16 protein-coding genes are annotated in these 23,938 nt (G+C 59.1%); 10 read left to right on the top strand and 6 right to left on the bottom strand.

Annotated features, from left to right (window positions below):
* Positions 1–14: 14 nt before the first annotated feature.
* On the bottom strand, positions 15–6,131 hold the full coding sequence (locus A3A9_RS0136645) for a DEAD/DEAH box helicase (protein ID WP_027062854.1): 6,117 nt from the start codon (positions 6,129–6,131) through the stop codon (positions 15–17).
* Between the two features lie 2 nt (positions 6,132–6,133).
* Complete coding sequence (locus A3A9_RS0136640; RefSeq protein WP_152536308.1) at positions 6,134–9,592, bottom strand: STY4851/ECs_5259 family protein; 3,459 nt, start codon at positions 9,590–9,592, stop codon at positions 6,134–6,136.
* Positions 9,593–9,819: 227 nt separating this feature from the next.
* On the opposite strand from A3A9_RS0136640, the gene A3A9_RS44665 reads away from it, so the two are divergent.
* Positions 9,820–10,152, top strand: a complete 333-nt coding sequence (locus tag A3A9_RS44665; RefSeq protein ID WP_152536307.1) for a hypothetical protein — start codon at positions 9,820–9,822, stop codon at positions 10,150–10,152.
* 79 nt (positions 10,153–10,231) lie between these two features.
* The gene (locus A3A9_RS0136625) at positions 10,232–10,663 is read left to right on the top strand and encodes a hypothetical protein (protein WP_033839194.1); all 432 of its coding nucleotides are present in this window, start codon (positions 10,232–10,234) and stop codon (positions 10,661–10,663) included.
* Positions 10,664–11,236: 573 nt separating this feature from the next.
* Here A3A9_RS0136625 and A3A9_RS42110 read toward each other — a convergent pair.
* Positions 11,237–11,899, bottom strand: coding sequence for a transglycosylase SLT domain-containing protein (locus tag A3A9_RS42110; RefSeq protein ID WP_051371539.1), 663 nt, complete (start codon positions 11,897–11,899; stop codon positions 11,237–11,239).
* Positions 11,900–12,131: 232 nt separating this feature from the next.
* Between A3A9_RS42110 and A3A9_RS0136615 the strand changes: the two genes are divergently transcribed.
* The 3 genes from A3A9_RS0136615 (at position 12,132) to A3A9_RS0136600 (ending at position 18,288) form a co-directional block, all read left to right on the top strand.
* On the top strand, positions 12,132–13,250 hold the full coding sequence (locus A3A9_RS0136615) for a DUF2806 domain-containing protein (RefSeq protein WP_027062851.1): 1,119 nt from the start codon (positions 12,132–12,134) through the stop codon (positions 13,248–13,250).
* A 1,379-nt stretch (positions 13,251–14,629) separates the two neighbouring features.
* The gene (locus A3A9_RS0136605) at positions 14,630–15,370 is read left to right on the top strand and encodes an SIR2 family protein (RefSeq protein ID WP_161634584.1); all 741 of its coding nucleotides are present in this window, start codon (positions 14,630–14,632) and stop codon (positions 15,368–15,370) included.
* 260 nt (positions 15,371–15,630) lie between these two features.
* On the top strand, positions 15,631–18,288 hold the full coding sequence (locus A3A9_RS0136600; RefSeq protein WP_152536306.1) for a hypothetical protein: 2,658 nt from the start codon (positions 15,631–15,633) through the stop codon (positions 18,286–18,288).
* A gap of 274 nt (positions 18,289–18,562) precedes the next feature.
* Here A3A9_RS0136600 and A3A9_RS0136585 read toward each other — a convergent pair whose 3' ends face one another.
* Entirely contained in the window at positions 18,563–19,021 is a 459-nt protein-coding gene (locus tag A3A9_RS0136585) for a hypothetical protein (RefSeq protein ID WP_027062848.1), read from the bottom strand.
* A 328-nt stretch (positions 19,022–19,349) separates the two neighbouring features.
* Here A3A9_RS0136585 and A3A9_RS0136575 point away from each other — a divergent pair, with 328 nt between their 5' ends.
* The 5 genes from A3A9_RS0136575 (at position 19,350) to A3A9_RS41625 (ending at position 21,915) form a co-directional block, all read left to right on the top strand.
* Positions 19,350–20,105 carry a hypothetical protein gene (locus tag A3A9_RS0136575; RefSeq protein WP_027062846.1) on the top strand — a complete coding sequence of 252 codons (756 nt, stop codon included), beginning with the start codon at positions 19,350–19,352 and terminating at the stop codon, positions 20,103–20,105.
* A gap of 29 nt (positions 20,106–20,134) precedes the next feature.
* Entirely contained in the window at positions 20,135–20,479 is a 345-nt protein-coding gene (locus A3A9_RS0136570; protein WP_027062845.1) for a hypothetical protein, read from the top strand.
* Positions 20,480–20,488: 9 nt separating this feature from the next.
* Positions 20,489–21,181: an SOS response-associated peptidase gene (locus A3A9_RS0136565; RefSeq protein ID WP_051371538.1), complete on the top strand. Its 693-nt coding sequence runs from the start codon at positions 20,489–20,491 to the stop codon at positions 21,179–21,181.
* A gap of 199 nt (positions 21,182–21,380) precedes the next feature.
* Positions 21,381–21,674: a hypothetical protein gene (locus A3A9_RS0136560; RefSeq protein WP_027062843.1), complete on the top strand. Its 294-nt coding sequence runs from the start codon at positions 21,381–21,383 to the stop codon at positions 21,672–21,674.
* A 46-nt stretch (positions 21,675–21,720) separates the two neighbouring features.
* The gene (locus tag A3A9_RS41625; protein WP_245279230.1) at positions 21,721–21,915 is read left to right on the top strand and encodes a DivIVA domain-containing protein; all 195 of its coding nucleotides are present in this window, start codon (positions 21,721–21,723) and stop codon (positions 21,913–21,915) included.
* 6 nt (positions 21,916–21,921) lie between these two features.
* Here the strand turns inward: A3A9_RS41625 and A3A9_RS0136550 are convergent, their stop codons facing one another.
* Together A3A9_RS0136550 and A3A9_RS0136545 are read right to left on the bottom strand one after the other, a co-directional pair.
* Positions 21,922–22,131 (bottom strand): hypothetical protein, encoded by a 210-nt coding sequence (locus A3A9_RS0136550; protein WP_027062842.1) that lies wholly within the window; start codon positions 22,129–22,131, stop codon positions 21,922–21,924.
* Positions 22,132–22,134: 3 nt separating this feature from the next.
* Positions 22,135–23,004 (bottom strand): RNA ligase family protein, encoded by an 870-nt coding sequence (locus tag A3A9_RS0136545; protein ID WP_027062841.1) that lies wholly within the window; start codon positions 23,002–23,004, stop codon positions 22,135–22,137.
* Positions 23,005–23,938: the final 934 nt, after the last annotated feature.

Genomic DNA, 23,938 nt, shown 5'->3' with positions numbered 1-23,938 from the left:
CGACCGCCATTCTCTCAGGCCAGCGTGGCGACCAGATAGGTCTTGCCTACGCCATTCTTGTGAAGAACGGCGTTTATAGCAGCGAGCTTCTTCGCTTGCGCGGTCTTATCTCCACCGAAATCATACCGGACGGGAATTTGCCTGGGCGGCGCCCACGCTCCGAATCCCTGATCCAACACGATCGTGGCGCGACTTCCATCTTTGAAATCCATGTATATGTAGCGGCCATGTGGCACGTCCCGATGAAGCAGCGATACACTGATACCCCTCTGTTCTCCTAGCAGTTCGATCACGTCCCGCTGATCGCCTGCCTCCCGCCAATCGTGCCAGATCTGCCACGGCTGACCACGCTGTTCGGAGTTACGCGGTGCACGGGTCTCGATAATCAGGGATGCGTCCTTCGCACCAGATTGGAAAAAGATCTGGCTCATTGTGTCGATCAGCAGGCGCGCCACAAGAGGAGATGAGACATAGGAATCCTGATAGGTCGCTTTTAAGACGCCAGCCTTCGACCAGGCGCCACATTCTATGAGAAGCGCAATCATTATCTTGGCCGCTCGAGGGCCAAAGGACGCGACGTCACAGTCGAGTTCCGAACCGATCTGGATAAATTGCGCACCCGGAGCCGGGAGAAGGGCATTGGGGTTGATGGTCGCAAATTTCGGGCTGACCGGGGCCTTTCCTCTAACCACCGGATGGGCGTTCGGGCTTCCCCAACGCAGTCCTGGAAGGCGCGTCTCCTCTTCGCGCGATGCCCAGACGTGGCTCGAAACACCTTCCCCGATCGTTGCTAGCGCAGATGCGCCGTTTGCGAAAACCGGCGCTTCTGCCGAAATCAGCTCAATGTTGTGCTGCAGGGCGAAATCCCGAACCGCGAGTTTTTCTGCTGGGCTCAGCTTCTCCATGGCCAAAGGGGCGATAGCCAATCTCACCGTATGCCCCCCCATCGTCCAACGTAGGAACTGCCCAGCGAGTGCCCAATCCTGCATATCTGCCGAGACGCTACGTTCGGGGAGATAGACAGTCGTAATCGAGCGGGCTGACCGACGAAGTTCCCGTGCGATTTCGTCCACTGGAGATAGAGACAGTTCGGCGCTTTCCACAAAGCAATCAACCGGATCAAGCTCTTTGGGGAACATGAGATGGCCGCGAACGAAATCGAGCGCAGCCTTGCGGTCGAGATCGTCCTTCCCATCGGGCGCATCTGAGGTAAGCACGCAGGCCGCGCAGGCCTTTTCGCAACCGGGCGTTTTGCAATCCAGGATTTGCTCGGCGCGGCGAATGGTTGCCCGCATAAGATGCTCGAATGACACCGCGAAGCCAGCCCCACCCGTCGCCCGGTCGAACAGGAACAGGGAGGCGGTGGGAGCTCCGAGAACGTTGCGGCTTTCTGCGACGGCAAAACCCATCTCGTCGGCCTCAACGCCAAGTTCCTGGGCTAGTGCTTCGCGCAGGGCGATCACAAGCGCATTTGCACCCGCGCGGCGTAGAGGGTGCCGCGGCTGCAGTTCGAAAACGTCGGTGGTTATTTCGTGCCCGAGCGAGATGTTTCGCTTGATGCTAAAGGGCTTGTCACTGCCCGGACATATGTCCTGTCCCTGGCGGTAACGAAGCGGCTTGTGGTCCACCAGCGCCGGTGATGGCGTCGCCAGGCCACGATTGTCGGTATCGACCTCCGCCCGACCGCAATGCAGGCAGACCGCATAGCCGAACCCATTTGGGCCACCCCTATTGGAGTAGTAGACGAGGCCTTCCCTGCTGCATCGATAGCGACCCAGTTCGGGAACCGGCAGGCTCCGCCAAACCATGTCGCGCGTTGACACGACTGGGTCTTCTGGCGGAACATACGAAAGTGTGTCCGTATCGGCATGCGCGCTCTCCCTCGGATCGACGGAGAAGCCGGCTGGGCGCAGGAACTCGATACTGTTTGGGCGCTCGGCACCGCAAGCTTGACAACGTTCCGGACCGCCGCCGCGTCTGGTATCGCTCGCTCCGCATTCCGCGCATTGCCAGTGATGGCGTAGACTCTGTATCTCCGCCAGGTTCTCTTCGCTCGCGGGACGCTTCCAATTCAGAGTTACGCCGGCGGATTTGTGGACAAGGCCGTCCAACACGACTTCCGACCCTGGGGCATAGTCTCGGATCGCGAGGTCGAGTGACCGCTGGGGGCCGACAGTCCGAAACTGGCGCGACCCGTCCTGAGGGGCGTCTTCCGGTGATTTGAATTCCTTTCCCGGGATGAAGGAAACCACGTCAGTGGGAAAGCCGTGGCCGGGCAAAAATCCTCGATCAGCCAGGCCGCTCAGCAGGAACTCACCACACATCCGCTTGAGCTCGATGCTCATGCGCGATTTGCCAGCTTCTTTCATCCCCTCGTCCTTCGCGAGAGCCACCAAGCCCTCCCATTCGGCAACGAAACCTTTCGTGAGGTCGACGATAAGATTCTGGGTATCTTCGATAAGCGTTTGGTCGCCTTCGAGGATCGAACGCATCGTGAGCGTCGATAGGCTGCCCTTGTGGGCGGCGGCCACCGCGGGACGCTCAAGCCATTCGACGAAAGCCTCGACCGGCCGGTCCACTTTCAGCGGTCGAGCCACTGTCAGTTCCGCCGGGCAACCTAGGAAGGCGCCGATTTGCATCTTCAGCGAGTCGCCGGCACGCTCGCGCATGAAGGCACCAAGGAGGAAAGCGTTCACGTGACGCTGCACGATCGGCCTGCTGCTTAACGTCACCGTTGGTGCCGAAAGGGTCCGGCCGAGGAAGCTGTGTGGATCGCGGAACGCCTCACGGTCGAGCGGTCGATCCTTGCAGAACGTGAATGCCAGAGCCACGGCCTGGCCACGGCGTCCGGCGCGACCGACGCGCTGCCGGTAATTGGCTATGGATGGCGGCACATTGGTCATCATCACCGACGAGACCGAACCGATATCGACGCCCATTTCCATTGTGGTGGAGCAGTTGAGAATATTGATCTTGCCGGCCTTGAAATCCCGCTCGTAGCGGCGGAGCCGACCGCTATCCTGCTGGGCCGAATGCTCGGCGGAACGCGCATAGTCGCCAAAGAGAGCGATCCGATCAGAAATGTTCGTCCACGAGCCGCGGTCTCGCAGATCGGCTATGAGTGCATCGGAATCGATCCACTTGCGAATGTTTTGCCGTGCCTGGCTCATGTCATTCTGCCCAAGCAACGGTTCGGGATGTCGCGGCATGGCGACAGGAATAGCGCGTCGGCGTCCTTCTGGTTTCTCCTCCAACCCGTAGGGCGTAAGGCCAAACGGCGCAGCATCGAGAATGCGACGCGTCACCGGGCAATAGAACGCGGCTAGAACGGGCGAAACGAAGGTTTTGGAGAAGTCGAAGACGCGGCGTTCCGGGTCGGGGGAAAACGTAGGCTGGACCTGTCTCCAGGCTACCGACAAGCACTCGTCAAGGTCCGCCCTGTCGGCTGCGTTGCTCAGATCGAGCCCCAGGCCTTGAAGAAGAAGGGCTACCGGCCGCGATCGCGGGTGGGCACGAAAATAGCCATTCGGCCAAGCCTGTAGCCTCTTGTCGCGGTTGGTCTGCTCATCTGGGCCGATCATTGATTTCAGCTTCGCCTTCGACGATATCCAATGCTGCAGCTGTCGCGAAATGGAAACTGCGCCGTTGGCACGGACGAAGAAAGTAAGCACAGCGTCGAGGTAGCCCCGCCAATCTTCGATGGTCTTTCCCCTGCGCCGGAACGCGCCAGGGATTTCTGTGAGCCGATCGATCATAGGGTTGCGCAGCCGTGCCATACCCAATGTTTCCATCGAATTGGCGCGCCTGGGCCGCCGCGAGAATTCGCGAAGCAGCAAGAACTCAGCGATCTTCTCGGCATCCGAGAAGAGCGCTTCGTCACGCGCTTGCCAAACAGCCTTGATCCACTCGGCGACCTCGACCCGCTCCGCCAGCCGCATGACAAGCTCTGGCCACGCAATACCATTCACGCTGCCCGAAGTAAGTTCAGCCAGCGCACGCTTTTTCTCGCCGAGGATTCCCTCAAGCGCCGGCAAACGCGTCGCTGCAAAGGCGGTCTCCAGTTGCTCGATATCGGCCTCTGCCTTCGCAACTTCCTCCTCCGCGCCGGCCTCTGGCAGCATGGAGGCAACTAATTGGTGGTAGACAAAGCCCCGGACGAAGCTTCGCTCCGATTCGACTTGCAGCTTGGCCGCCATCCTGGCCGTGCCTTGGCGGCTGTCGGTGAAGGAGAGCAGGCGGCGTCCGTCCGAGGGCAGTCTCTCTCCCTCCGCTTTCTTGGCCGGCTCTACTCCTTCGAGGAGGATTGGCGCTGCGTTGCCGAGGATAAACGGCGCGCCGAACCGCAGCGGACGCATTACTTCCGAGGTCTTGCGGCCTTCAGGACTGCAATGTGGGCAAGCGCGTGGCCCGTCGTGCTCCTCGCACAACAGGGACTGGCCGTCTTCCACGGGCGCGTCGGCGACCCGCCACCCGGCTTTCCGGTCCAGCCAGAAGCCGCGAGCGGCAGGAGTCGGATTAGCGGCGAACAGACGATCGCGCTCGAAGACCGCTTCGTCCTCTCGGGACGGCTCCTCCTCATTCTCAATGTCGTCGGCAATCTCGGAGGCGGAATCATTCTCACGGCTGCTCTCGAAGGCGAACTCGTCGCGCGGCGGGTTGCGCAACGGTGAGGAGAGCCGTGAGCCTCTCTCTGTTCCTTCTAGATAGACTTCGCCGCATTCGGTGCAGCTCACAATTTCCAGCACCGGCGCGTGGCAGGACGGGCAATGGTCAGCACGCTCGGACAAGATACGCCCAAATGGCCAGTCCGAAGGCCTGTCGGGGCATTTCGAATTGATGCAGCTCCATATACCAGGAACGGCGCGCTCGAATGCGTGAAGTCGAATCGGCGCAAGGCGCTCCTCCTCGCGGTCAGCAGTTTTGCGTGCTGCGCGGGACATGGCGAAAACGAGATCGGGTGCGCTGGCGTCATATACACTGGCGGGCACATCGAAATCGGCAAGGGGCACACTTCCCAGGAACAATCGCTCCACGAGCCGCCATGTCTGCGGATCACGACCGAAAATGTCATACAGCCGAGCCGGGTCGATGCTGCGAATGTCTTCAGAGGTCAGTGCATGCTCGCCGATTGGACGATCTGGCATCCGACGACGACCCTCGACCACGTGCACCCGGCTGTCCGGGATGCCAGCGACGTCGGCTAGAAAGCGCTGGAGCTGCTCGCGCACCTTTTCGCCCGATCCGATAGTCGCCGAAGTGGCTACGAAGCGGACCTCCTCTGGCTTCACATCGAAGGCGAGCATCACTCGCCGCAGCAGCAGCGCTATCTCGGCGGCCGCCGCACCGACCAGGGAATGGGCCTCGTCGAGGACGATCCACCGCAGCTTGCCTTTCGAGGCGCCGATGATCGTTTGGTCCTCAGCACGCGCGAGCATGTATTCGAGCATGGTGATGTTGGTAACAAGCACCGGTGGCGGACTGGCGCGTAGCCGCACCCGATCGATTATTTGCTCCGGCATGCGACGGCGATCGGATTCCCTAGCATCCTTCGGCAGATCGCCGTTGTAAAGGCAATAGCGGAGCTTGCCGGAGAATGGCTTCGTCCAGGCGGAGAGGCGCTCGCGCTGGCTCTCAATCAGCGCGTTGAGAGGGTAGAGCATAATGGCTTGCACTCCTTCGAGCGGCTCGCGCTGAGCGTCTGCTTGTGCAGCCAAATCGCTAAGAATGGGGAATAGAAAGCATTCGGTCTTGCCCGAGCCGGTTCCCGAGGTCACCAGCACCGATTGCGGAACTTTTTCCGCAAGCCGCTCCCACGCTATAACTTGATGCAAAAAGGGCTTTCGTTCCCTCGGGAAGCGGTAGTCGTGACTGTCTGCAAGTGCGTCCAACGCTGAGATCAGATCTGGATGGAGCAACGATCCAGACAGTTCGTCCATGGTCTTATCGGCGGTCACGAAAGGGTGAGCTCCTTCGATCACCGCCTGCTGCATCAATGCACCGTCCTCGGGATTGTTCCCACCCAGTAGTCCGCGGAGATGCCGTCGTAGTCCCTCATGCGCCAGACCGGATTGCGCGATGACAGCCTCGGTCGTGCGGCGTTTCACTTCGTCCAGGACGTCAAATGGAGTCATTGTCAAAGGTGACCATAGAATTTCAGAAGATGGGCATAGGCGCCGGAAACGTAGGTCGGGTCTTCTCGCAATGTTCGGCGAACGAGCAGCGCCAGATCGCTCTCGATAGACAGCCTTCCCTGAGCGCTCGCTGCGAGCACGACCGGCGCGAACAGACCTGCGAACGCCTCGTGGGACTTTGCGATGATTTCGGGTGGGAGCTTCAATCCAGACGATGCGAGCCGCGTGGCGAGATCATTCTGTCCCTCGTTACTGCGGTGAAATTGACTGGTGATGTAGCCATTTGTCATCTCATTGAACGAAGGTGTGGCGGCCGCACCCGCGGGGGAGATTCCGAGAAGGCTGAAAATGGATCTCAGTGCAGGCTCCAACGCGATCATTTCGTCGCCCAACATTGCCAATCGCGCTAAGGCCTCTCCCGCTGCCTTCTCCGCACCGAATACGGTTTCGAGTGCAGCGGAAAAAGTCGTGTAATCTGCCTCAAACGCAACGCGCCACGCGGACAACGGCAGCTCCAGCCAAAGGAAGGGTAGTTCGTTCTGCAATGACCAGATGATGCCGCGTTCTCCTGCATCCCGGGCGTTAAGCAGAAGGCCCGTCAACGCTTCCGGGCAGGACGGCAGCAGCTTCAGCGCGTCGAAAGCACTGGCCGGGAGACCGTTCAGATTCGTGGTTGCTTCGAGCAGCCAGCTGAATCCTCCAGCCTCATCCCGTTCGCGGCCCATGCGGCTGAGAGCATTTCTGATTGCGGCATGCCGCGCCTCGTAGTCGGTAATTGAGAGGGCGGATGCAAGGCCCCCGGAATAGGCGTTGGGAGATCCAGGGAGCGGAACGGGGACCGGTCTCGATACAACATCCACTCCGTCCCGCAGATAAACAAGGCAGAGGCCTTTGCAGCTTTCGGGAATGCGCCAGAATCCCTGGGCTTCGCGTTCAAGAGCATGCTCGTGGCGTGGATCAAGTATCATCCTGGCCACGGGAAGGACACGGGTCGCAAGAGGCGGCTCGGACCAATGAAGTATGCCGGCATCGAGCTTGAGTTGCTCATGGCGATAGCGACTGATGCGGATTGGCGGATGCGTGTCGCCGATGAAATCGAGTTCCACGATATCGTCCTGACCAGGCAGGGTTGCAAGCGTCTCTTCAATGGCGCTTCTCAGCACCCCGATGGGCAGTTCGCCATCTACGGCAGCGCTCAGTCCGATTGATTTTGAACCCTTGGCTCCAAGATGAACGATTGTCCTGCGCGGCGATATGGCGCTCGCGCCACGAAGCGCGCCAAGACTGACCATGGAGCCGGGCCCGAGAATGGAGCCGTCGGCCAACGCTATCGCAGCGTCACGACCGACCAGGGGGACGATGATCTCAAATGGCTGCCCAGCCGGCGGGCGAAGTATGATCGGGAGGCGATATGCCGGGCGTCCACTGAACCTGAACGATAGAGTGCATGCATCGGTCTGTTCGACCATACAGGAAGTATGTTCGACCGAGGCGGTCCAGTCCGGTAGCGCTTCGAGCCGGATTTCGCCGCTCTGGGCATCCCTCATCGTTCCGGTTACGCGAGCACCGCTCGGAATGAGCGCAATCAACCGTTTCTCGAGCTGGATACCAGCCTCCGGATCGCGCCATGAAAGTTCTATCAGCCCCGCGCCATCCATACGTCCGGACAATGGCGCCCATTTCCCCTCCGGCCGCCTGGAAAATAGTTCACCAACATGTGGCGTCCTCTGCTTTCCTCTGTCTCGGATGAGCGGGTTAAGCGGGGCTACGGCAAGTTCGCATCGGTCGTCTGCGAGGTCGAAACCGGGTGACGAAACAAATGAAAGTTCCAGCTCTTGTTCGCGACTCTCCGTGTCTGGCTCAACTCTGAAGCGGACCGAATCGCTTTCTCCACCACGAAAAAACGCAGCACCTGTCAGGCAGGCGAGCTTACGGCCGAGTGCGGGCAGGCTTTCGATTGCAGCGATCGCATCTTCCGACTTGGGCTCAACCGTCCAATCGTCTGGAAATAGGACATAGAGAGTCTTGATAGGGGAACTTACCGAACCCGATTGAAGGAAACGAATAAGTGGTTCGTTTGGGGTTGATCCCTCGTCATCCCGGAAGACCAACACGTCTGAACGCAGCGGCTCGCCCCGCGGCCAAGTCCATGAACAGGGAACTCCTTCTGGTGAGGTTAGCGTTGCTGTGACGGGGGATGTGAACGGAAAATTCTTCAAGAGCTTGGCGGTTCGCGTGAATGGCCGCACGCGCCAGCGTCGCTGTTCCCCGACTGGCGGCTCAAGTAGCGCCAGTTCACCAGAGAGATGGTTGCCGAGCTCGCCCGTGGGAATTGCGCGGACTCGACCGTTCGCCGACAAGCTCGGTAGTTTTAAGGGCGGAATTTCGCCGTCGGCCAACAACTGAAGTGCCGGAAGCCATTGGCCGTCAAGTCTGACCAGATATCGTTTCGCCTCCACTCCCTCGGTGGAGAGTCCGGTCATCTTCTCGTCGAGCAGGCCCGTCAACAACTCGGCGACGAGGGCTTCGTTTTCGGCTGGAACGTATATCGGCAGACGTTCCCGCCAGCCAGGGTCCTTGATATCGAGGAACGCAGAATTGCGGATCTTGCGGTCCCCCCCGGCCTCCGCCCTTTGCCGCAGATCGAGAAGGCTCTTAACCAGCTCGGAACACAACGCGACAAAGTCATCATGTTGATAGCTCTTGCGCATTCGCCCCCGTTCTTCTTCGGCGATCGAAAGAATCTCGTCGGGAGTGTCCACTCTGTAGGCGATCGCTCGGCGCATGATGGAACGCAGATATTCTTTGAGCCAGCCTCGCGCCCCATTGGCAAGAATACCAACCGGAAAGCCCCCCTCGAGTGCTACCGTCAGCAAGAATTCACGGTTTGACCCGCTCGTGCGCAGCTTACGTTGCCAGTATGTCAGGCCGCGGCCGGTCAACTCGCGCTTGGCGGAATCGGGGAATGTCGGAAACAGGTCTGGCTCAGGGTCGTTCCATCTGAGAAAAGTCGAAACCGACTCGCGGCGAAACCACTCGCCACAATAAGCGACGAATAGGGCGCCAGCACGATCGTCCGGCTGGGCTAGTCGCCCCTCCCGCGCCAGGTGACGCAGGATCCTCTTGGCCTCGTCATATTCGCTGTCGGCCATGCGGTAGCGATAAAGCTCTCGCCCGTCTGGTCTCACAATATTCCTTGCGGCCAGGAAAGCTCGGAGCCAATCCCGCACCGGGCCTGACCGCCGTAGCCTGTGTTCACCTTCCGTCGACGGTGCAACACGTGCAAAGGCGCGGCGCGCTAACACCACCTCGCACTGAAGATCAAACGCCTCATCACTTTCCCGCTGGTTCAGCTCCCGAATGAGCGAGTCCAGAAATTGCGGATCATGACGCCGTTGTTGGAAAACTTCGCCGAGCTGCCTATCGTCCAGACGAGACAGAGTCGATATGCCCTTCTCCACCCAAGTTCCTTCCCCCATAGCCCAACCAAGAATGCACGATTTTCCGGCAAAGGAAACCTGTTTCGACTGGCGTTTCTGGATACTTCAATTCAAGGTTCTCGTTTCGTTGTCACTCAGATCAAACGAAAATATTCATCGAGATGCGGACTAGAAAGTTACTTTGAAAATCAGGCCTGATTTTCGAAGACAAAGGGTGGGGAAGCCTTCTTTTATTCAGTTGACGGCAGTTGCTCGATCAAAGCCGGGACAATCTGGCTGGCAGGCATCTGGTGCTTCTTGTCAAAAAGATATGCGTCGTCGGATGTCTCCAGATTGATCTCGCAGGTTCTCGCGCCCAGCCTGTGAGCGTCTGGCCCCAAGAGGCGCATTGGCTGACGGCAGATCGACGTCAGTTGATCATGATTGGAGACTTCCAAGATTGCCACATGATGACGCCGGCAAGCTACACGGTGCGCGCCCGATTCTGGAACGAGGCCCGCTTGCACGGCGTTTCGATCGATGGTCAGTTGCGGAAGGCAAGAGGATCGATCTATACTGATGTAATTTATGCGTTTTTCTGAGTTATATATAAAAAACCCCGTTATATTCTCGCTACATATAAGACATAGAAGATCTTATTTAGATGAAGCGAGAAGCGAAATGAATACATCCCCTGGTCGTCCAAATGCGAATACGGAAATCGCGAAGTTCATAGATGGCCGCATCGATCAGCTAAAAGGGAGAAAGAGCCAGAAAGACATTGCGGCTGAAGCTGGGTTCACCAACGTTAATTTTCTCTCCATGATAAAGTCGGGTGCCGCGAAAGTTCCCTTGGATCGCGTGCCAGCGCTTGCTGGAGCGCTAGAGTGCGACGGAGCGCGACTTTTCCTCTTGGCACTCGAACAATACCATAAGCGTAGCGCGCTTGTGGCGATCAAGCAGATCTTCGGAACTGTCCTGAGCCCGAACGAGGTTTGTTGGATCGAGGTCCTTCGCAAAGCCTCCGACAAGACCGACCCGCCCCTAACTGTCGTGCGCGCAAGGATTTTGCGCGCGATGTTCGGAAAGCTCGGACCATACCCTGGTCGATGACAGCTGCTGTGTGAGTGGTCTATTGACGCTTGGTTCGAAACCTCGCCCGCCGGCGGTCGCTCCCGCGCCGTTGATGATGTGCGGGTGAGGGTAGGTGGATGTGGGTGCCGCTCCTATTCGAGACAACTGAGAACCGTGGCGCCAACGATCGCAGGTGCCTCGGTTGATCTGCTGTGACGCCCACCCGGTTTTCGGGGAACCAATCGACTTTATTTGCGAAACGGGATGAACCCCACAGATGGAAAGTCCTAGGTTTTCCATGGCGAGATCTAGGGGATGCCTTTTGTTGCCGGAGCAAAAATTTCACCAATGCACCGCTCTCTATGGGACCGGCAGGAGGGTCGAGCGTGCATTTGCTCAACAGTTAGAATGGTAGCCTTTGCGACTATGGGGGATCCTCTCGTCGAAGGCCAATAGGTGGTCGCCCGGAAGAATTCGGGAGATCGATTGGTCTCCCGTTTGTCGCCACAGCGCTGAACTGATTTGCATTCGCTAATGGTCGCAGCGTCGTCCAACGCCAATGACAACCAACGAGGAGGAGGCCCGGCTTCTGGGCCTCCCGCTTTCGGCCGGTCACTCGTAGACAAAATTGGCGAGCGAACGGTCAAACCTCACAGCCCAAAATTCAACGAACTCTCGCGCTTTCGCGGTGTCCGGGTTCTTGCCGGGCAAGTTCAAGGCGATCGCTTTGCGGGACGTCACAGTCTTGGCGAGCTTGTTACCCGCAAGGAACATGTCGACGGCGACCTTCGCGCCCTGCTGGTGCATAAGATACTGCATGCTGCCGGAAGGCTTCTGCCCAACGCGGCGCTCGAAGTAGCGCGCATTGGCCTTCCACAAACGCACGCACGCCACGAGGTTCGCACGGGCATCGAACGCATTGGTCAGGCCGTATGCCTTCGCGGTCGAGGAAATGAACTGGCACAAACCGGATGCCGAGCTGTAGGGGTTCTTGGCCTGCGGGTTCAACCGACTTTCGATCCAAACCTCCGCTGCGAGCTCGGCGGCATCGATCCCGTGTTCTTTGGCGATCTCCTCGACGAGCTTCATTGCCTTGGCCTGCTTGGCCGACAACTTGAGATCCGATTTGAGCGTCTTGCCACTCAAGTGCGCTGCTCGGCTTGCAATAGCATTCCCAGATGTGTTGGCGACACCTGCGTCCGGATATTGGAAGGTGGTGATGCCGAGGCTCACGCAAAGCGCGATCGCCGCAGCGAATTGTTTCATCCTGATCATTGGTCTTCCTTTCGAGGTTGAAAGGAGACCGGGCCCGATCTCTGATGTCGAAGATGACAGGGAGCGGACTGCAATGAAATGTCGTCAGACGGCCGTCGGTCGGCAGCGCCGATGGACTTCCGATAGACTTCCGATTGCTTGTTCCGTAGAAGCGGCAATGGTGTTCTGCGGCGTAGGAGCAGATCTCATGGATCGACGACGAACCATTTCGTAGGGATGTGCGGTGACACATGTGAAGCCCGACACGAGCGCCCTTGACAGAGCGATTGAGAGTTATCGCCGGAACAAGCAGGCAACCGTGCCCTATGATGCAATTGCTCTTAAGACGACCGAGCTGCCTAACCCCTTCGTCGCCGTCACAACCCGCAACTTCTTCAATATCCGCTACGGAACAAGAACCAGCTATGAAAAGCTTGCGAGCATCGCCAAAGTGCTGGGTGTGGAGGTCGATGAGCTCGTAGATCACGGCGCGGCTACGGTGCCAGCGCTGGGTAAGAAGCGCGATCTCCTCGACCTGAGTGATGAAGTCGTTCAGGTCCTGGTTGAAACACTGCTCGACGGCATGATCTCGAATATCAAACCTTCACACTCGGTCGAAGAGATATACGCTAGCATCACGCGCAAGGTTCTGTCCGGGCAACTTACGGCCGAAGTAGATTCGGACGAAGCCAAGGAATTTTTCAGCCAGTCCCGAAATCCGGAACGTGATGCGCGCTTCGAGCGAAACATCAGAAAGGTGGTTGAAAAATCTCTCCCGTATCTCCGGAAGTTGGATGATGTGGAGGCTCCTCCTGATCAGACCTGGGTGGATACATTCAGTGCATATGCTCAAAAAGTGTCGGACGACGAGCTACAGGGCCTTTGGGCACAAATTTTCGCGGGAAAGCTGGAAAGGCCGGGGGCGTTCTCTCTGAAGACCTTGCGCGTTGTTCAAGATCTTTCGCGCCGGCAGGCGATGCTTTTCACGAGGCTGTGTGGCTTGGTTTTCTTGGTAACAGACGCACCGCGCGACGCCAGCGAGGCTTCGTTACTCTCCATCCGGCTTGACCGGGGAACGGATGAATATCTTCGAATGGGAGGATTAAAGTTCGATGATCTTGTGGAACTTTCGGACTTTGGATTAGTCAATCTCGGCTCACGAAGTTACGAGGTCGAAACAGGTGCGTGGTTCACTTATTTCGATAACGCTTTTCAAGTTACTGACGAGGTCGCTTTCAAAGCGAATCCACTCTCATCGGTTGGGCGCGAGCTTTTTGGCTTGGCGACGCCGACAAAAAGCGAAGCCTATTTGAAGGCTGTGCTAAAGATGATTGGGCAGAAGGCTGGACCGCTTCAGCAAAATCCAACTTGACAAGGCCGAACCAGGACAACAAAATTCTGCATCCCGGTTAGCTCAGTGGGAGAGCATTGTCATCTAAACATGGCAGGGGTCGGAGGTTCGAACCCTCCACCGGGTAGCCTCCCGTAGCGCACAGCTGATATCTGCACTCACCAAATAGATTCGATGTTGACATTGTCAACTTGATTGTCTGAATGGTGTCAGATCCGCACCCAACTCTGTCAACTAGAACTTGCGTTCTCTTAGGCCGGTAAGAGAATGCATTACATTAAGTTTACCTCAAGTTGACAGAAGTCGCCGGAAATCCAATTTCTGGGAAGTTGTCAACTTCGGCTGAGATCAGCGAGCTTTGTTGGGCAGAAGAAGCCGGGCTGAGAGGGTCGAAGGTAAGATGCTCGGATGCTACGAACCTCGATACCGTCAGGAACCTATTTCACGTCCTGCTCAGTTCCACGATCGCTTTCCTTCTAAGGCTCTGATAGGCCACACATAAATAGATGTATTTACGTGGGCCGAGTGCAGGTGCTCGGGAGATATGCGAGACCTGGGCAGGATGCCTTGATAGCCCGTTTCCGCGGTTGGAAGTCCTAACTACTGCGATCCGTTCCCGACGGTTCTCTCACCCGATCTCGTTCTCAATGACCGTTCATTCACGGCGCATCGTCTTTAAGGATCGGCAGAAGGCCACGGACTAACCGATGTCTTGGGATTTACGGGTTGTCACAAGACTGCAGCGGTCGCAGGGCGCCGGAGTCGCTCACCATGCCGCCAGGGGTGCCAGAGAGCGCCGTGGTGCGCTGCGCTCCTGGTTAGTCATCCGGTCTCAAGCCCTCTAATGAGCTAGCCGCCGTCGTTAGCGTCGATCGCGTAGATTTACCGACCATAACGAACTGCTTCGATCCAAGGTGATGACGCGCGAGGAGGCGCGGACTTCATTGCGCCTCACGTTGAGGAGGTTCTTCGAGCCTGGAAGGGACCTGCGCTGAAGCTACGATTGGTGCATCGGCAGGGAGACGTCTGAGCGACCCGAGTGTCTATAAGCTGGCCAAGCGAGCAGGCTTCACGGCTTCTGGACGAGCAGTGCTGCGGTCGCGTAGGCGTCGAGCCGGATCAGCCCTTGTAACAGCCGACCAGCGCGGCTTGCGCCTTCGGCCGATCGTCGTCGGGATCTGCCGCTAGACTAGCATTTTCGATGGCAACCTGAAGTATTCCGTGTATGTAGATTCTGCCGCCGCGAGATATTTAGGGCCATGCGATTTCTTTCCAACGGTCCTTCGATCCCGGATGATCTACTGATCGCGCGCGACGCCGGCGACGTCATCTTCTTCTGCGGGGCAGGTGTATCACGACATCGCGCCGGGCTACCCGATTTTCTCAAACTCGGCGGCGATGTGATCGACCTGCTCGGCGCCGGCGAGAAGAGTCTCGCTCGCAAGCTATTTCAGCGCATTCGCGAAATCGGTCCGATGGATGGCGTCGGAGGGCTTGTTGCTACCGACCGCATCTTCAGCCTGCTCGAACGTGAGTTCGAGCAGAAGGACGTCCAGGCGGCGGTCGCGCGGGCGATACGTCCTGCCGACGGCGCCGACCTGAGCGCCCACCGCACCTTGATCGACTTATCCCGCGGAAGGGATGGCACGGTGCGGCTAGTCACGACCAATTTCGACCGGCTGTTCGAGCAATCCGTCGATGGGATCGCCTGCTCGGGGCCTCCGATGTTGCCCAATCCGCGCAGCGCATCCTTCGAGGGGATCATTCATCTCCACGGCCGCGTCAATGCCGACTACACCGGGCCGGGTGACGAGGAATTTATCGTCTCGAGCGCAGACTTCGGTCGCGCCTATTTGTCGGATGGCTGGGCCACGCGGTTCATGCAGTCGCTGCTTGCACGTTTCCAGATCGTCTTCGTCGGCTATGCCGCCGACGATCCGCCCGTCCAGTATTTGCTCGAGGCGCTCAACCTGCACGCCGGCAACCGCAGTCGGCTGTTCGCATTCCAGCCGGGCAGCAACATCGACGACGCGGCGCTCTGGGAGCATCGCGGCGTCCGCGCGATCCCGTTTGACAACAGCAAGAGTTTCGATCCGCTCTGGGGCAGCCTCGCCGCTTGGCGGAGCGCGCACGCGATGTAGAGGGCTGGTATGCCAATCTACTTGCGACAGCCGCCGCCGGCCCGGCAGCACTTGATCCGCATGTTCGCGGGCAGATCGCTCACGTCCTTTCGACACGCGAAGGTGCCCGGCGAGCAAGCGTCGCAGACGTGCCGCTACCCGCTTCGTGGCTGCTCGCGCTCGATCCAAGACAACGTTTCGACAAGCCCGGCCTCGCCGATCCCTATGGCGAGTCGACCGAGCGCATCGATCCTTATGCCAGCCTCTCATTTGATTTCGACATGCCGCCGCAGCCCGACGAGGGAGACGACGATGTGCTGCGCGACCGCGCGATCCCGGACGGCCCTTGGGACGGTTTCGCGCAGACACAACACGACCAGGACGACACGCAGAATCCGAGCTTCGGCGACTTCAGCGGCGAGCGCGCGCCGGTCAGCGGCGCACTCAGCACACGGCTAAATCATCTCGGAATCTGGTTCCAGCGCATTGCACATCAACCGATCGCACTCTGGTGGGTGGCCGGCCGCGGCCCGCTGCACCCTCACATCGTCGATATGATCAAGGCTTGGCTGCGGCAGGATCCAGATCGCTGGCCCGACGACGTTCGAAGGGGCTGGCGCTTCCTGATAGCGAGTTGGTCTGACCGCCGCGTTGACCCTAACCAGGCCTATTTCGATCTCTCCCATCGCGTTCAACACGAGGGCTGGTCTGAGGTGCGGGTTCGCGACTATGCCGACCTGTTCCGGCCGCAGCTCAAGATCGAGCGCAAGTTCGGCCTTCGCCATCCCGTCTCATGGACCGACACCGACCGACCCAGCCCGTTGCTCTCGGTCGACGTCCACTATCCGCACCCCTATGAACTGCTCGCCATACCTGACGAGCAACTGACCTATGCCGTCACCCGCTTCCGCGAGAATCTCGACCTTGCCCGCTCGCTTGAGGCCGAGATTTCTGGCCGCGACCATGTTTACTTGCAATCGACGCGTCCCGACGATGGCGGTGCGCCGATCGCCTATGACAGTTACGGGGTCACTGGCCCGATCGCGCTGTTCCAGCAGTTGATGGGCCGTCTGGTCGAGGTCGCGCCGGCGGTGGCGCGGGCGGAGATCGTGCGGTGGCCTGCCCAGGATCACTATATTTTCGGGAGGTTGCGCATCTGGGCGGCCGGCGTGCAGATCACGCCGCCAGCCGAAGCCGCGGACATCCTGCTGGGGTTTCCCAACGACATCTTCTGGGGATCGGAGCAGCAGCGCGATCTGCTCTTCGCGATCCGCGATCGCTGGAATGACTTTTCGGAGGCCGATCGCGCGCGCTTCGAGGAGCGGCTGCGCACCACCGCCTTCCCTTGGTCGGAGAGTGCGCGCGGTGGCAAGGCGCGCGTTGAAGCCTATCGTCGCCTCGACCGCCTGCATTGGCTGGCAAGTCAGGGGGTGGTTTTCTCGTTTGATATCGATACCGAGATCGCGGCTCTCCGCCCGCTGGCTGAGGGCTGGTCTGAGCGTTCGGGCCAGAAAGCCGCGGACTCTAATGCGCCGGTTGCAAGCAGCGTCGACACCGACGCCGATCCGAGCGCGCTGGAGCACGGGCCGATCAGCGATCTCCTCGAGCGAGCGCGCCAGGCCGGCCAATCGGATTTCTTCGATTTCGTTGAGCGCCGTCCTTTCACCGGTCTCTCGGAAGCAAAGCCTGCTCGTGCACTTGCCGCCCTTGGTCAGGCGGCGCGCAAGGCTGAAATACCGGTCTCTTTCTGGTCGGCGTTCCTCTATGCCGAGAACCGCAAGACTGACCGGCCGCGCCTCGTGCACGCGATCGCCGCGCGGCTCACATCTCTGTCGCCCGAGGCACTCAGTTCCATCGCCTATCCCGTGGCCGAGTGGCTGCAAGGTCTCGGTGAGCGGGTTTATGGCGAACTCGCCCCATTGCTGGACTGTATGTGGGAGCCGCTCCTTGCGGCCCTCCCGCTTCGCGAGGAGAACCGTAAGCACCGCGTCGATAGCAGCTGGGCGAACGACGCGCTCAACGCCCCGGTCGGTAAGCTCGCCCAGCTCTTGATGAAAGACCCGGCAACCAAGGGACGCGACGACGGTGAAGAATTCCCCTTCGCGTGGACGGCCAAACAGGAGCAATTGCTGGCGCTCCCCGGCGACATGCGCCGGCATGCGCTGGTGATCCTCGGGTTCCAGATCAATTGGCTCTATGCCATTGCGCCGCAATGGACCGGGCAGCATCTCCTGGCGATCGCCACGAACCAAGATGATGATGGCGATGCGCTGTGGGACGGCATCCTATGGGCGGCGCGAGCGCCGAGCCGACAGCTATATGAGCTGCTCAAGCCCGGTTTGCTGGCGCGAGCGATGTCGCCGATGCGGCGACGCGCCGAGGCCAATGTTATTGGCGGTTTTCTGCTCGTCGGTTGGGGCGGCGATCCTGATGCCAACCCGCCCGAGCAACTCGTCACCAGCGTCGAGTTGCGCGACATTCTGGTGGAGAGCGACGACGACCTGCGCGGCCAGATCCTCTGGCACATCGAACAGTGGTCTGCCGATGCTGAGGGAAAATGGCGCGTCCGCCTTGTCCCTTTCCTGAAGGACGTTTGGCCAAACCATCGCGCCGTCCGCACACCAGAAATGTCGACGCGCCTAGTCGACCTTGCTTTGGCGAGCGGCGACTTTTTCCCGCAAGTCGTCGAAGCGATCCTGCCCCGGCTCGTCCCGGTGCGCGGCGGTATGCTGCGCGGGTTCATGCTGCGAGAGGAAGCAGAGAAACATCCTGCCTCGATCTATCCGGCGGCGATGCTCGATCTGCTGTGGGCTATCCTCGCCGAGGATGCAACGCAGTGGCCATACAAGATCGAAGATACCCTAGATGTTTTGTCGGAGGCACCAGAGACGCGTGCTGATCCGCGACTATCCGAACTACGTCGCCGACGCCTCAGCTAGATGGCTAGAGGCAATATTACGATTTCAGCATGTTGGCGTCGATCTGCTGGCCCGGCGAGATCACATCCAGCGCGTCGGCCGAATAGATGAAATAGCCCAATCTGTTGTGTGGTGCCGGCCGACCTTCGACTTCAGTTCCTCACCTTCGGCGTGATCTCCTCGATCCGCACCTTGTCGCCGATCTCCTCGGCCATCGCCAGCGATTTGGTGGCAACTTGTCACCGGCTGGGGGCGGTGAAGCGGTCGGAGTCGGCGATCTGCCGGCCTTTCTAAGCTATCTCCGCGGCAGCTTGTGGATCTCCAGTCGAACCGGGCCTCCTCTGTCGCAACTCGTGCAGAATAGCGCTCTTTCGACGGTGCCGAGCACCGCACCCTTGCCGTATCGTCTGATTAGGCCGGCGGGCTTCACCTCCGCATGGTGCGAGCACTTGCACCAGGCGCGCAGTGTGTGCCATTCGCGAAGGTCGCCAAGGGCCACGTCCAGGGCGGCATGGACGCTGCCATTGATGATTGTTTGAGGCGGGACCTTCACTTCGCCCGGCGTGATGAGCTTTTCCATGATGTGCCGGCTGTTGTAGTGGATCAGCAGCATGCCAGGCCTGCGCCGGATAGCGGCCTGCCAGGCAGCCTGACTGACCATCGCGTCGGGAGACCGGCATATGGTTTCGAGATGAGTCTTCTCCTCGCTATCCCAAACCTCGATCCGAAAATTGTCCTCGGCCGTATCCACCATCTAGGAACGCGCCTTGTGCCAGCCGCGAGAATAGCCGTTCGAGACCGCCGCGCGCGACAGGGCCAGGTCGCGCTCGAGCCGAGCGCACCTGGCAAGGGCATTTAGCAAGGCAACCACAGAATCGCCGTTGGCAGCAGCAAGGGCCTGCCGGGCAGCCAATTCTAGTTCCGGCATAGCTTCGCCGGCCGGCGCGTTTTGGCGCTTTCCCATAGCCCATTTCCTGCTCAGATTCCTTGGAATAAGGAACATATTCCTGTCGGGTCAAGGGGTATTGACTCTCATGTTCTCATTTTGTTCACTACTGGCAGGATAGCCACAGGAGGCGGAAATGACACTTCGCTTGTGCATTGAGAGAGCAACCACTGAAGAACTTGCCCGCGGGATAGCCGCTGCAGAGGCAGTTTTCGAAGGCTCTGGAATTTCCTACAAGGACGCCATGAACGGCATGCTCGCGGTAGAGCTCTGGGAAATGAAGGGCTTTCCCAAGGATGCGGCGCCGAGTGAGGAGATGGATGACAAAGCCGGCGTTTGGTATGAGGCCGAGCGTGCTGCGTGCGAGGCATGCTGTGCCGGATGGCCCGAAGACAAGGTGGTCAGGGATAGAGCTTTGGGCACCGGACCTGGAGAGCCTAAGGCGAAAACAGCCAACCCGACGACATGGCCCGAACGACAGAAACTGTATCCCTCTATCATTGAGCGTCTCGAAACCATCGATAGTCCCGACCGTCAACTCGACATCGACATCTGCTATGTAATGGGCTGGATAACTGAGCCAGGGACTCCAGAAGAGGCTGCCGAAATGGGCCTGCCCTACCTGACCAGCAATCTGGCCGAGGTAGCAGCACTCACCCAGAAGTCCCTTCAGGGCTGGACAATTGAAATCGACCAAGCGCCCTGCGACGCACGCCTGATTAATCTGGAGCGTGACCGAGATGAAAGCGATGGTTATGGAAGCGTGGCTGCATGGCGTCACTTCGATGGCCGGCTTCATATGGAGAAGCCGCCCGCCAACACCGCAATTGCTCTGACGATAGCGGCAATGCGTCTGCAGGATGAGAGCTTCGTCGGGCGAGCGTCTTGGTAGCTCGGGGTCGCAGCATTCCGGCGCCATCGGTGATTGACCAGAAGTGGCCGCACCAGGTTGCCCTGCCGGATGACCTCTGCACCGACCGGAACTTCACGATGATCACAAAGTTCTGTCAGGACCGTGGGATGACGTTTCAGATCAGGCAGGTGCAGGCGGTGTGGCCGAATGGCAAGTATGAAAACTATCGGCTGCACTGCTTCACCGATGCCGAGGCGGCCAAGGCTTTCCGTGACCATTTCTGCGGCGAGGCGTTCAACCCGAAGCGCGACCGGGAGAATGGAAAGATACGCGGCGTCTGGCCCCGCTTGGATGAATATAAGCGTATCCTCGATCTCGGCCCGCTCAGCGTGCCGGAGATCCTGCGCAACTAGGGGCAAGATATGTGTGGTCGCTATACCCGATACCTGTCCTGGTCGGAAATCCACCGGCTCTACCGACTGACGGCGCCGGCCGAGACAGGGCGTAACGATGTCCCTCGCTACAACATCGCGCCTACTGATGATGTCCCGTTCATAACGGCTAGGGAAGACGGCAACCACAAGCTACGCACTGGTAGATGGTGGCTGGTGCCGTTCTGGGCAAACGAAATGCCAAAGGCTACGACGTTCAATGCCCGTATAGAGGGCGTCGACACGACACCTGCCTTCCGTGACGCCTTCAAGTCAAAGCGCTGTCTCATCCCGGCCGACGGATATTACGAGTGGACAATATCGCCGGCCGACAAGAAGCGAGACCCGTGGCACTTTTTCCAGCCTGGCCATACACCGTTCTCATTTGCTGGCCTCTGGGCCTACAACTCGAACCTCGATATCACAAGCTGCACCATCATCACCGAGCCGTCCGCCGCGCCGGTCAATCAAATCCACGATCGCCAGCCGCTCATTCTCGATCCGGCCTATTATGATGCTTGGCTCGATCCGAACACGCCTACTGGCGATCTGAAGGAAATCCTCAGCCACGACATCGATAGCAACCTGCAATTCTATCGTGTCGGTCGAGAGGTCAATGCTGCCGCCATAAACAAGAAGCCCAACGACCACGCCGGGATGATCGAGCCGATTGCACTCCTATGAGCGACGAGCCATCCAGACTTGCTGAGGGCATGACAGCAGTTCCACGCGAGCGCACACGAATCGAAAACCATGCCTGCGAGCATGCCGGATGTGGCATCCGGGCGCCGTTTGGCTTTGCAAGGCCAAAGGGACCGCCCCGCTGGTTCTGTCTCGGGCATCGTGGGGACGGGGACCAATATCTTTCAGGAGGAAGGCACCAATGACCCGCTCGACCTTCGCAGAAGAACTTCATGGCGCATCCGACCGCATCGCCGAGATCCCCCGTGCTGACCTTCAAATCATGCTGCGAAGGGCCGCGCTTATGATCAGAAACACCGACGGCATCGATCTCGATCCAAAGGTAGAGGATTCGCTGTTAGGCATTGCAGCCGAGATGCAAATGCCGAAGTCCGATCTTATCAAAACGATCATCAGTGATTGGCTCATTGCCAATGCGTATCTCCCTGTGCCTTATGGGCTCGATGAGGATAGCAGCGCGGATGGAACTGCATGATTAACCCGCCTAGGCACCAAGAGGAATATCAAGATCGATCGATCGAATGCCAAGAGGCGATGGAGCCGGCTTTCAGGCGATCGTCGATTGCATGTTGGAGGTCGGCTGGACCCGCGGCGAGGTGCTGCGATCACTGAAGCGGCTCATTGCCGCCGACAACATGACCCAGAAGGAGAACGCCAAGGTCGAAGCCGAGCTTGCGATAGCGCGAGCCATGATCCGCGCCGGCCGAATGCTATAGGTGCCGCTATCGGCCCAAAGGCTGCCTCGAAAGCGAAGCCAGTTCTGCTTCGTCAATCACGCCAGCCATGTAGTTTGCAATGATGCGAGATGCGAGCCCTTCGCGCGCTTCGGTCGATTGGTCGTCACGCTTAAGTTGCTCGAAGACTCGCCCCAACAAGGCCAGTTCGGATGAGTCAAAGATACCAGCGTCGACCGCCTTTCGTCGGATCGGCATGACTCAAACTCCACCCTTCTCCTCGCGAAAATCCTGAAGCGAGGCATGACGCAAAACCTCCTCACCGCGCAAGTGCTTCACGCGGCCAATGAGGCCCGGCTTGACCCACTGCGTCGCCGGCCGCTCCATGCCCTTCGGTGCCGTGCCTGAGCGCTCTTGGACACGTTCCCAGAGGCGTTCGCGCATCTCCCGGTTCAACGTGATGAAGGCGCTGCCGACATAGCGGCGGGTGCCACGCTCCGCCATGAGGGCGAAGGCCGGCTTGCCCGCCTCACGCTCGACGCCGAGCAGTTCATATTCGTCGATGGAATAGCACTTCGCCTTCAGCCAGTTCGTAGACGGGCCGCTGCGGTATTTGCTGTCCTTGCGCTTCGACACCATGCCTTCCAGGCCGGTTTGGTCGACTAGGTGGAAGATTGCCTTGGCCTCGCCCGGCAGCTGCTCGCTGAACTGGATACGGCCGCCAGGCTCGATCATGCTGGCCAGGATCTCCCGACGCTCCTCAAGCGCCATGTCGCGCAAATCGTGGCCGTTGAGGTGGAGTATATCGAAGGCGACGAAATAGAGGTCGTGCTGCCGACGGGTGATCGCCTTGCGCAACTCGCCGAAGTCCGACAGGCCGGCGTCGTTCAGCACAATGATCTCTCCGTCGATGATGGCGCTTTCGGCGCCGAGGCCGGCGGCCTCTTTCATCAGGTCGCGATATTTCGCCGTCCAGTCGTGGCCGTTGCGCGTGTAGATCCTTGTGCCATCGTCATCGATGATCATTTGCGATCGGTAGCCGTCGAACTTCACCTCGTGAATCCAGTCGTCGCCCGCGGGCGGCGTCTCGACCAAGGTCGGCATCAACGGGGCGATGAACTTCAAACGCATGCACAGACTCGCAAAACCGCGATTCAATTAGCATGCGCTGATATAGTTCCGGAACATTTTAGACGAATTGAAAGTTCGATATCTATGACGAAGCTATCGGATCTAGGCCCCCCGATCCCCGGCAAGCTGCACGGCGGCGACCTCATCCGCGAAGAGGGCCATTTCTACAACTGCCCGAACTGCGGCCAGAAGGTCGATCAGCGTGACTTACGCCAGGTCTTCTGGCACGAAGAGCCGGGGCATGAGCCGCTAGAGCCGGACCCCGACGCCACGATCCTCAAATTCCAGCGCGCCAGGAATAGCTCCCACGGCGCTCCCGGCGATCACAGTTCGGCCCCTAGCCGAAAACCGGCCGAGATGACGAGCAGGATCAGGGGAAGGCGAATACCAATAGCCTCGTCGATCCATGTTACTACGCCTCAAACGAAAAGGCCCGTCCCGGCGTGAGCCGAGACAGGCCTTAAGACTTTCTTTCGCACCAGCCTGCGACAGATGCCGGTGAACAAAATGACCACCAGGCAGGTCCGCGGTCACTGCAGCATATTGAATTTCTCCAAACTGCTGTTGACGCACTGTTCCATCTGCACGCCCGTTCCTGGCGTCTGTTGGACGAGACACAGCGGGCTAAGAAGAAAGCTGCAGACGCCGGCAATATGACGGCGCTGCCCCTGTATGGGCGGTTCTAAGGAGCGCACTCGAATAGTTCGTCATGCCGTGTGGACACCCAACGTCCCGAACAACACATGAGAACGATTCATCCTGGCACTAGCCGCGATCGAACCTTGTGCCTTCAGCGGCAAAGCGCCAGACCTGATCGTCGAGGCGCTCATGGCCGCCGAGATATGGCCGGCGATCGTGAAGCCTCTGTCAACAAATTATGAACAGTGTGTTCCAAATCGAGAGCAGCGAGACCGCTATAGGGTAAATTCCGACG

Origin of the sequence: Mesorhizobium loti CJ3sym (genome assembly GCF_000472785.1) — a bacterium.
Taxonomy (GTDB): domain Bacteria; phylum Pseudomonadota; class Alphaproteobacteria; order Rhizobiales; family Rhizobiaceae; genus Mesorhizobium; species Mesorhizobium loti_E.
The sequence above is the reverse complement of the archived record's forward strand: the minus strand, read 5'-3'. Positions and strand labels throughout refer to the sequence as shown.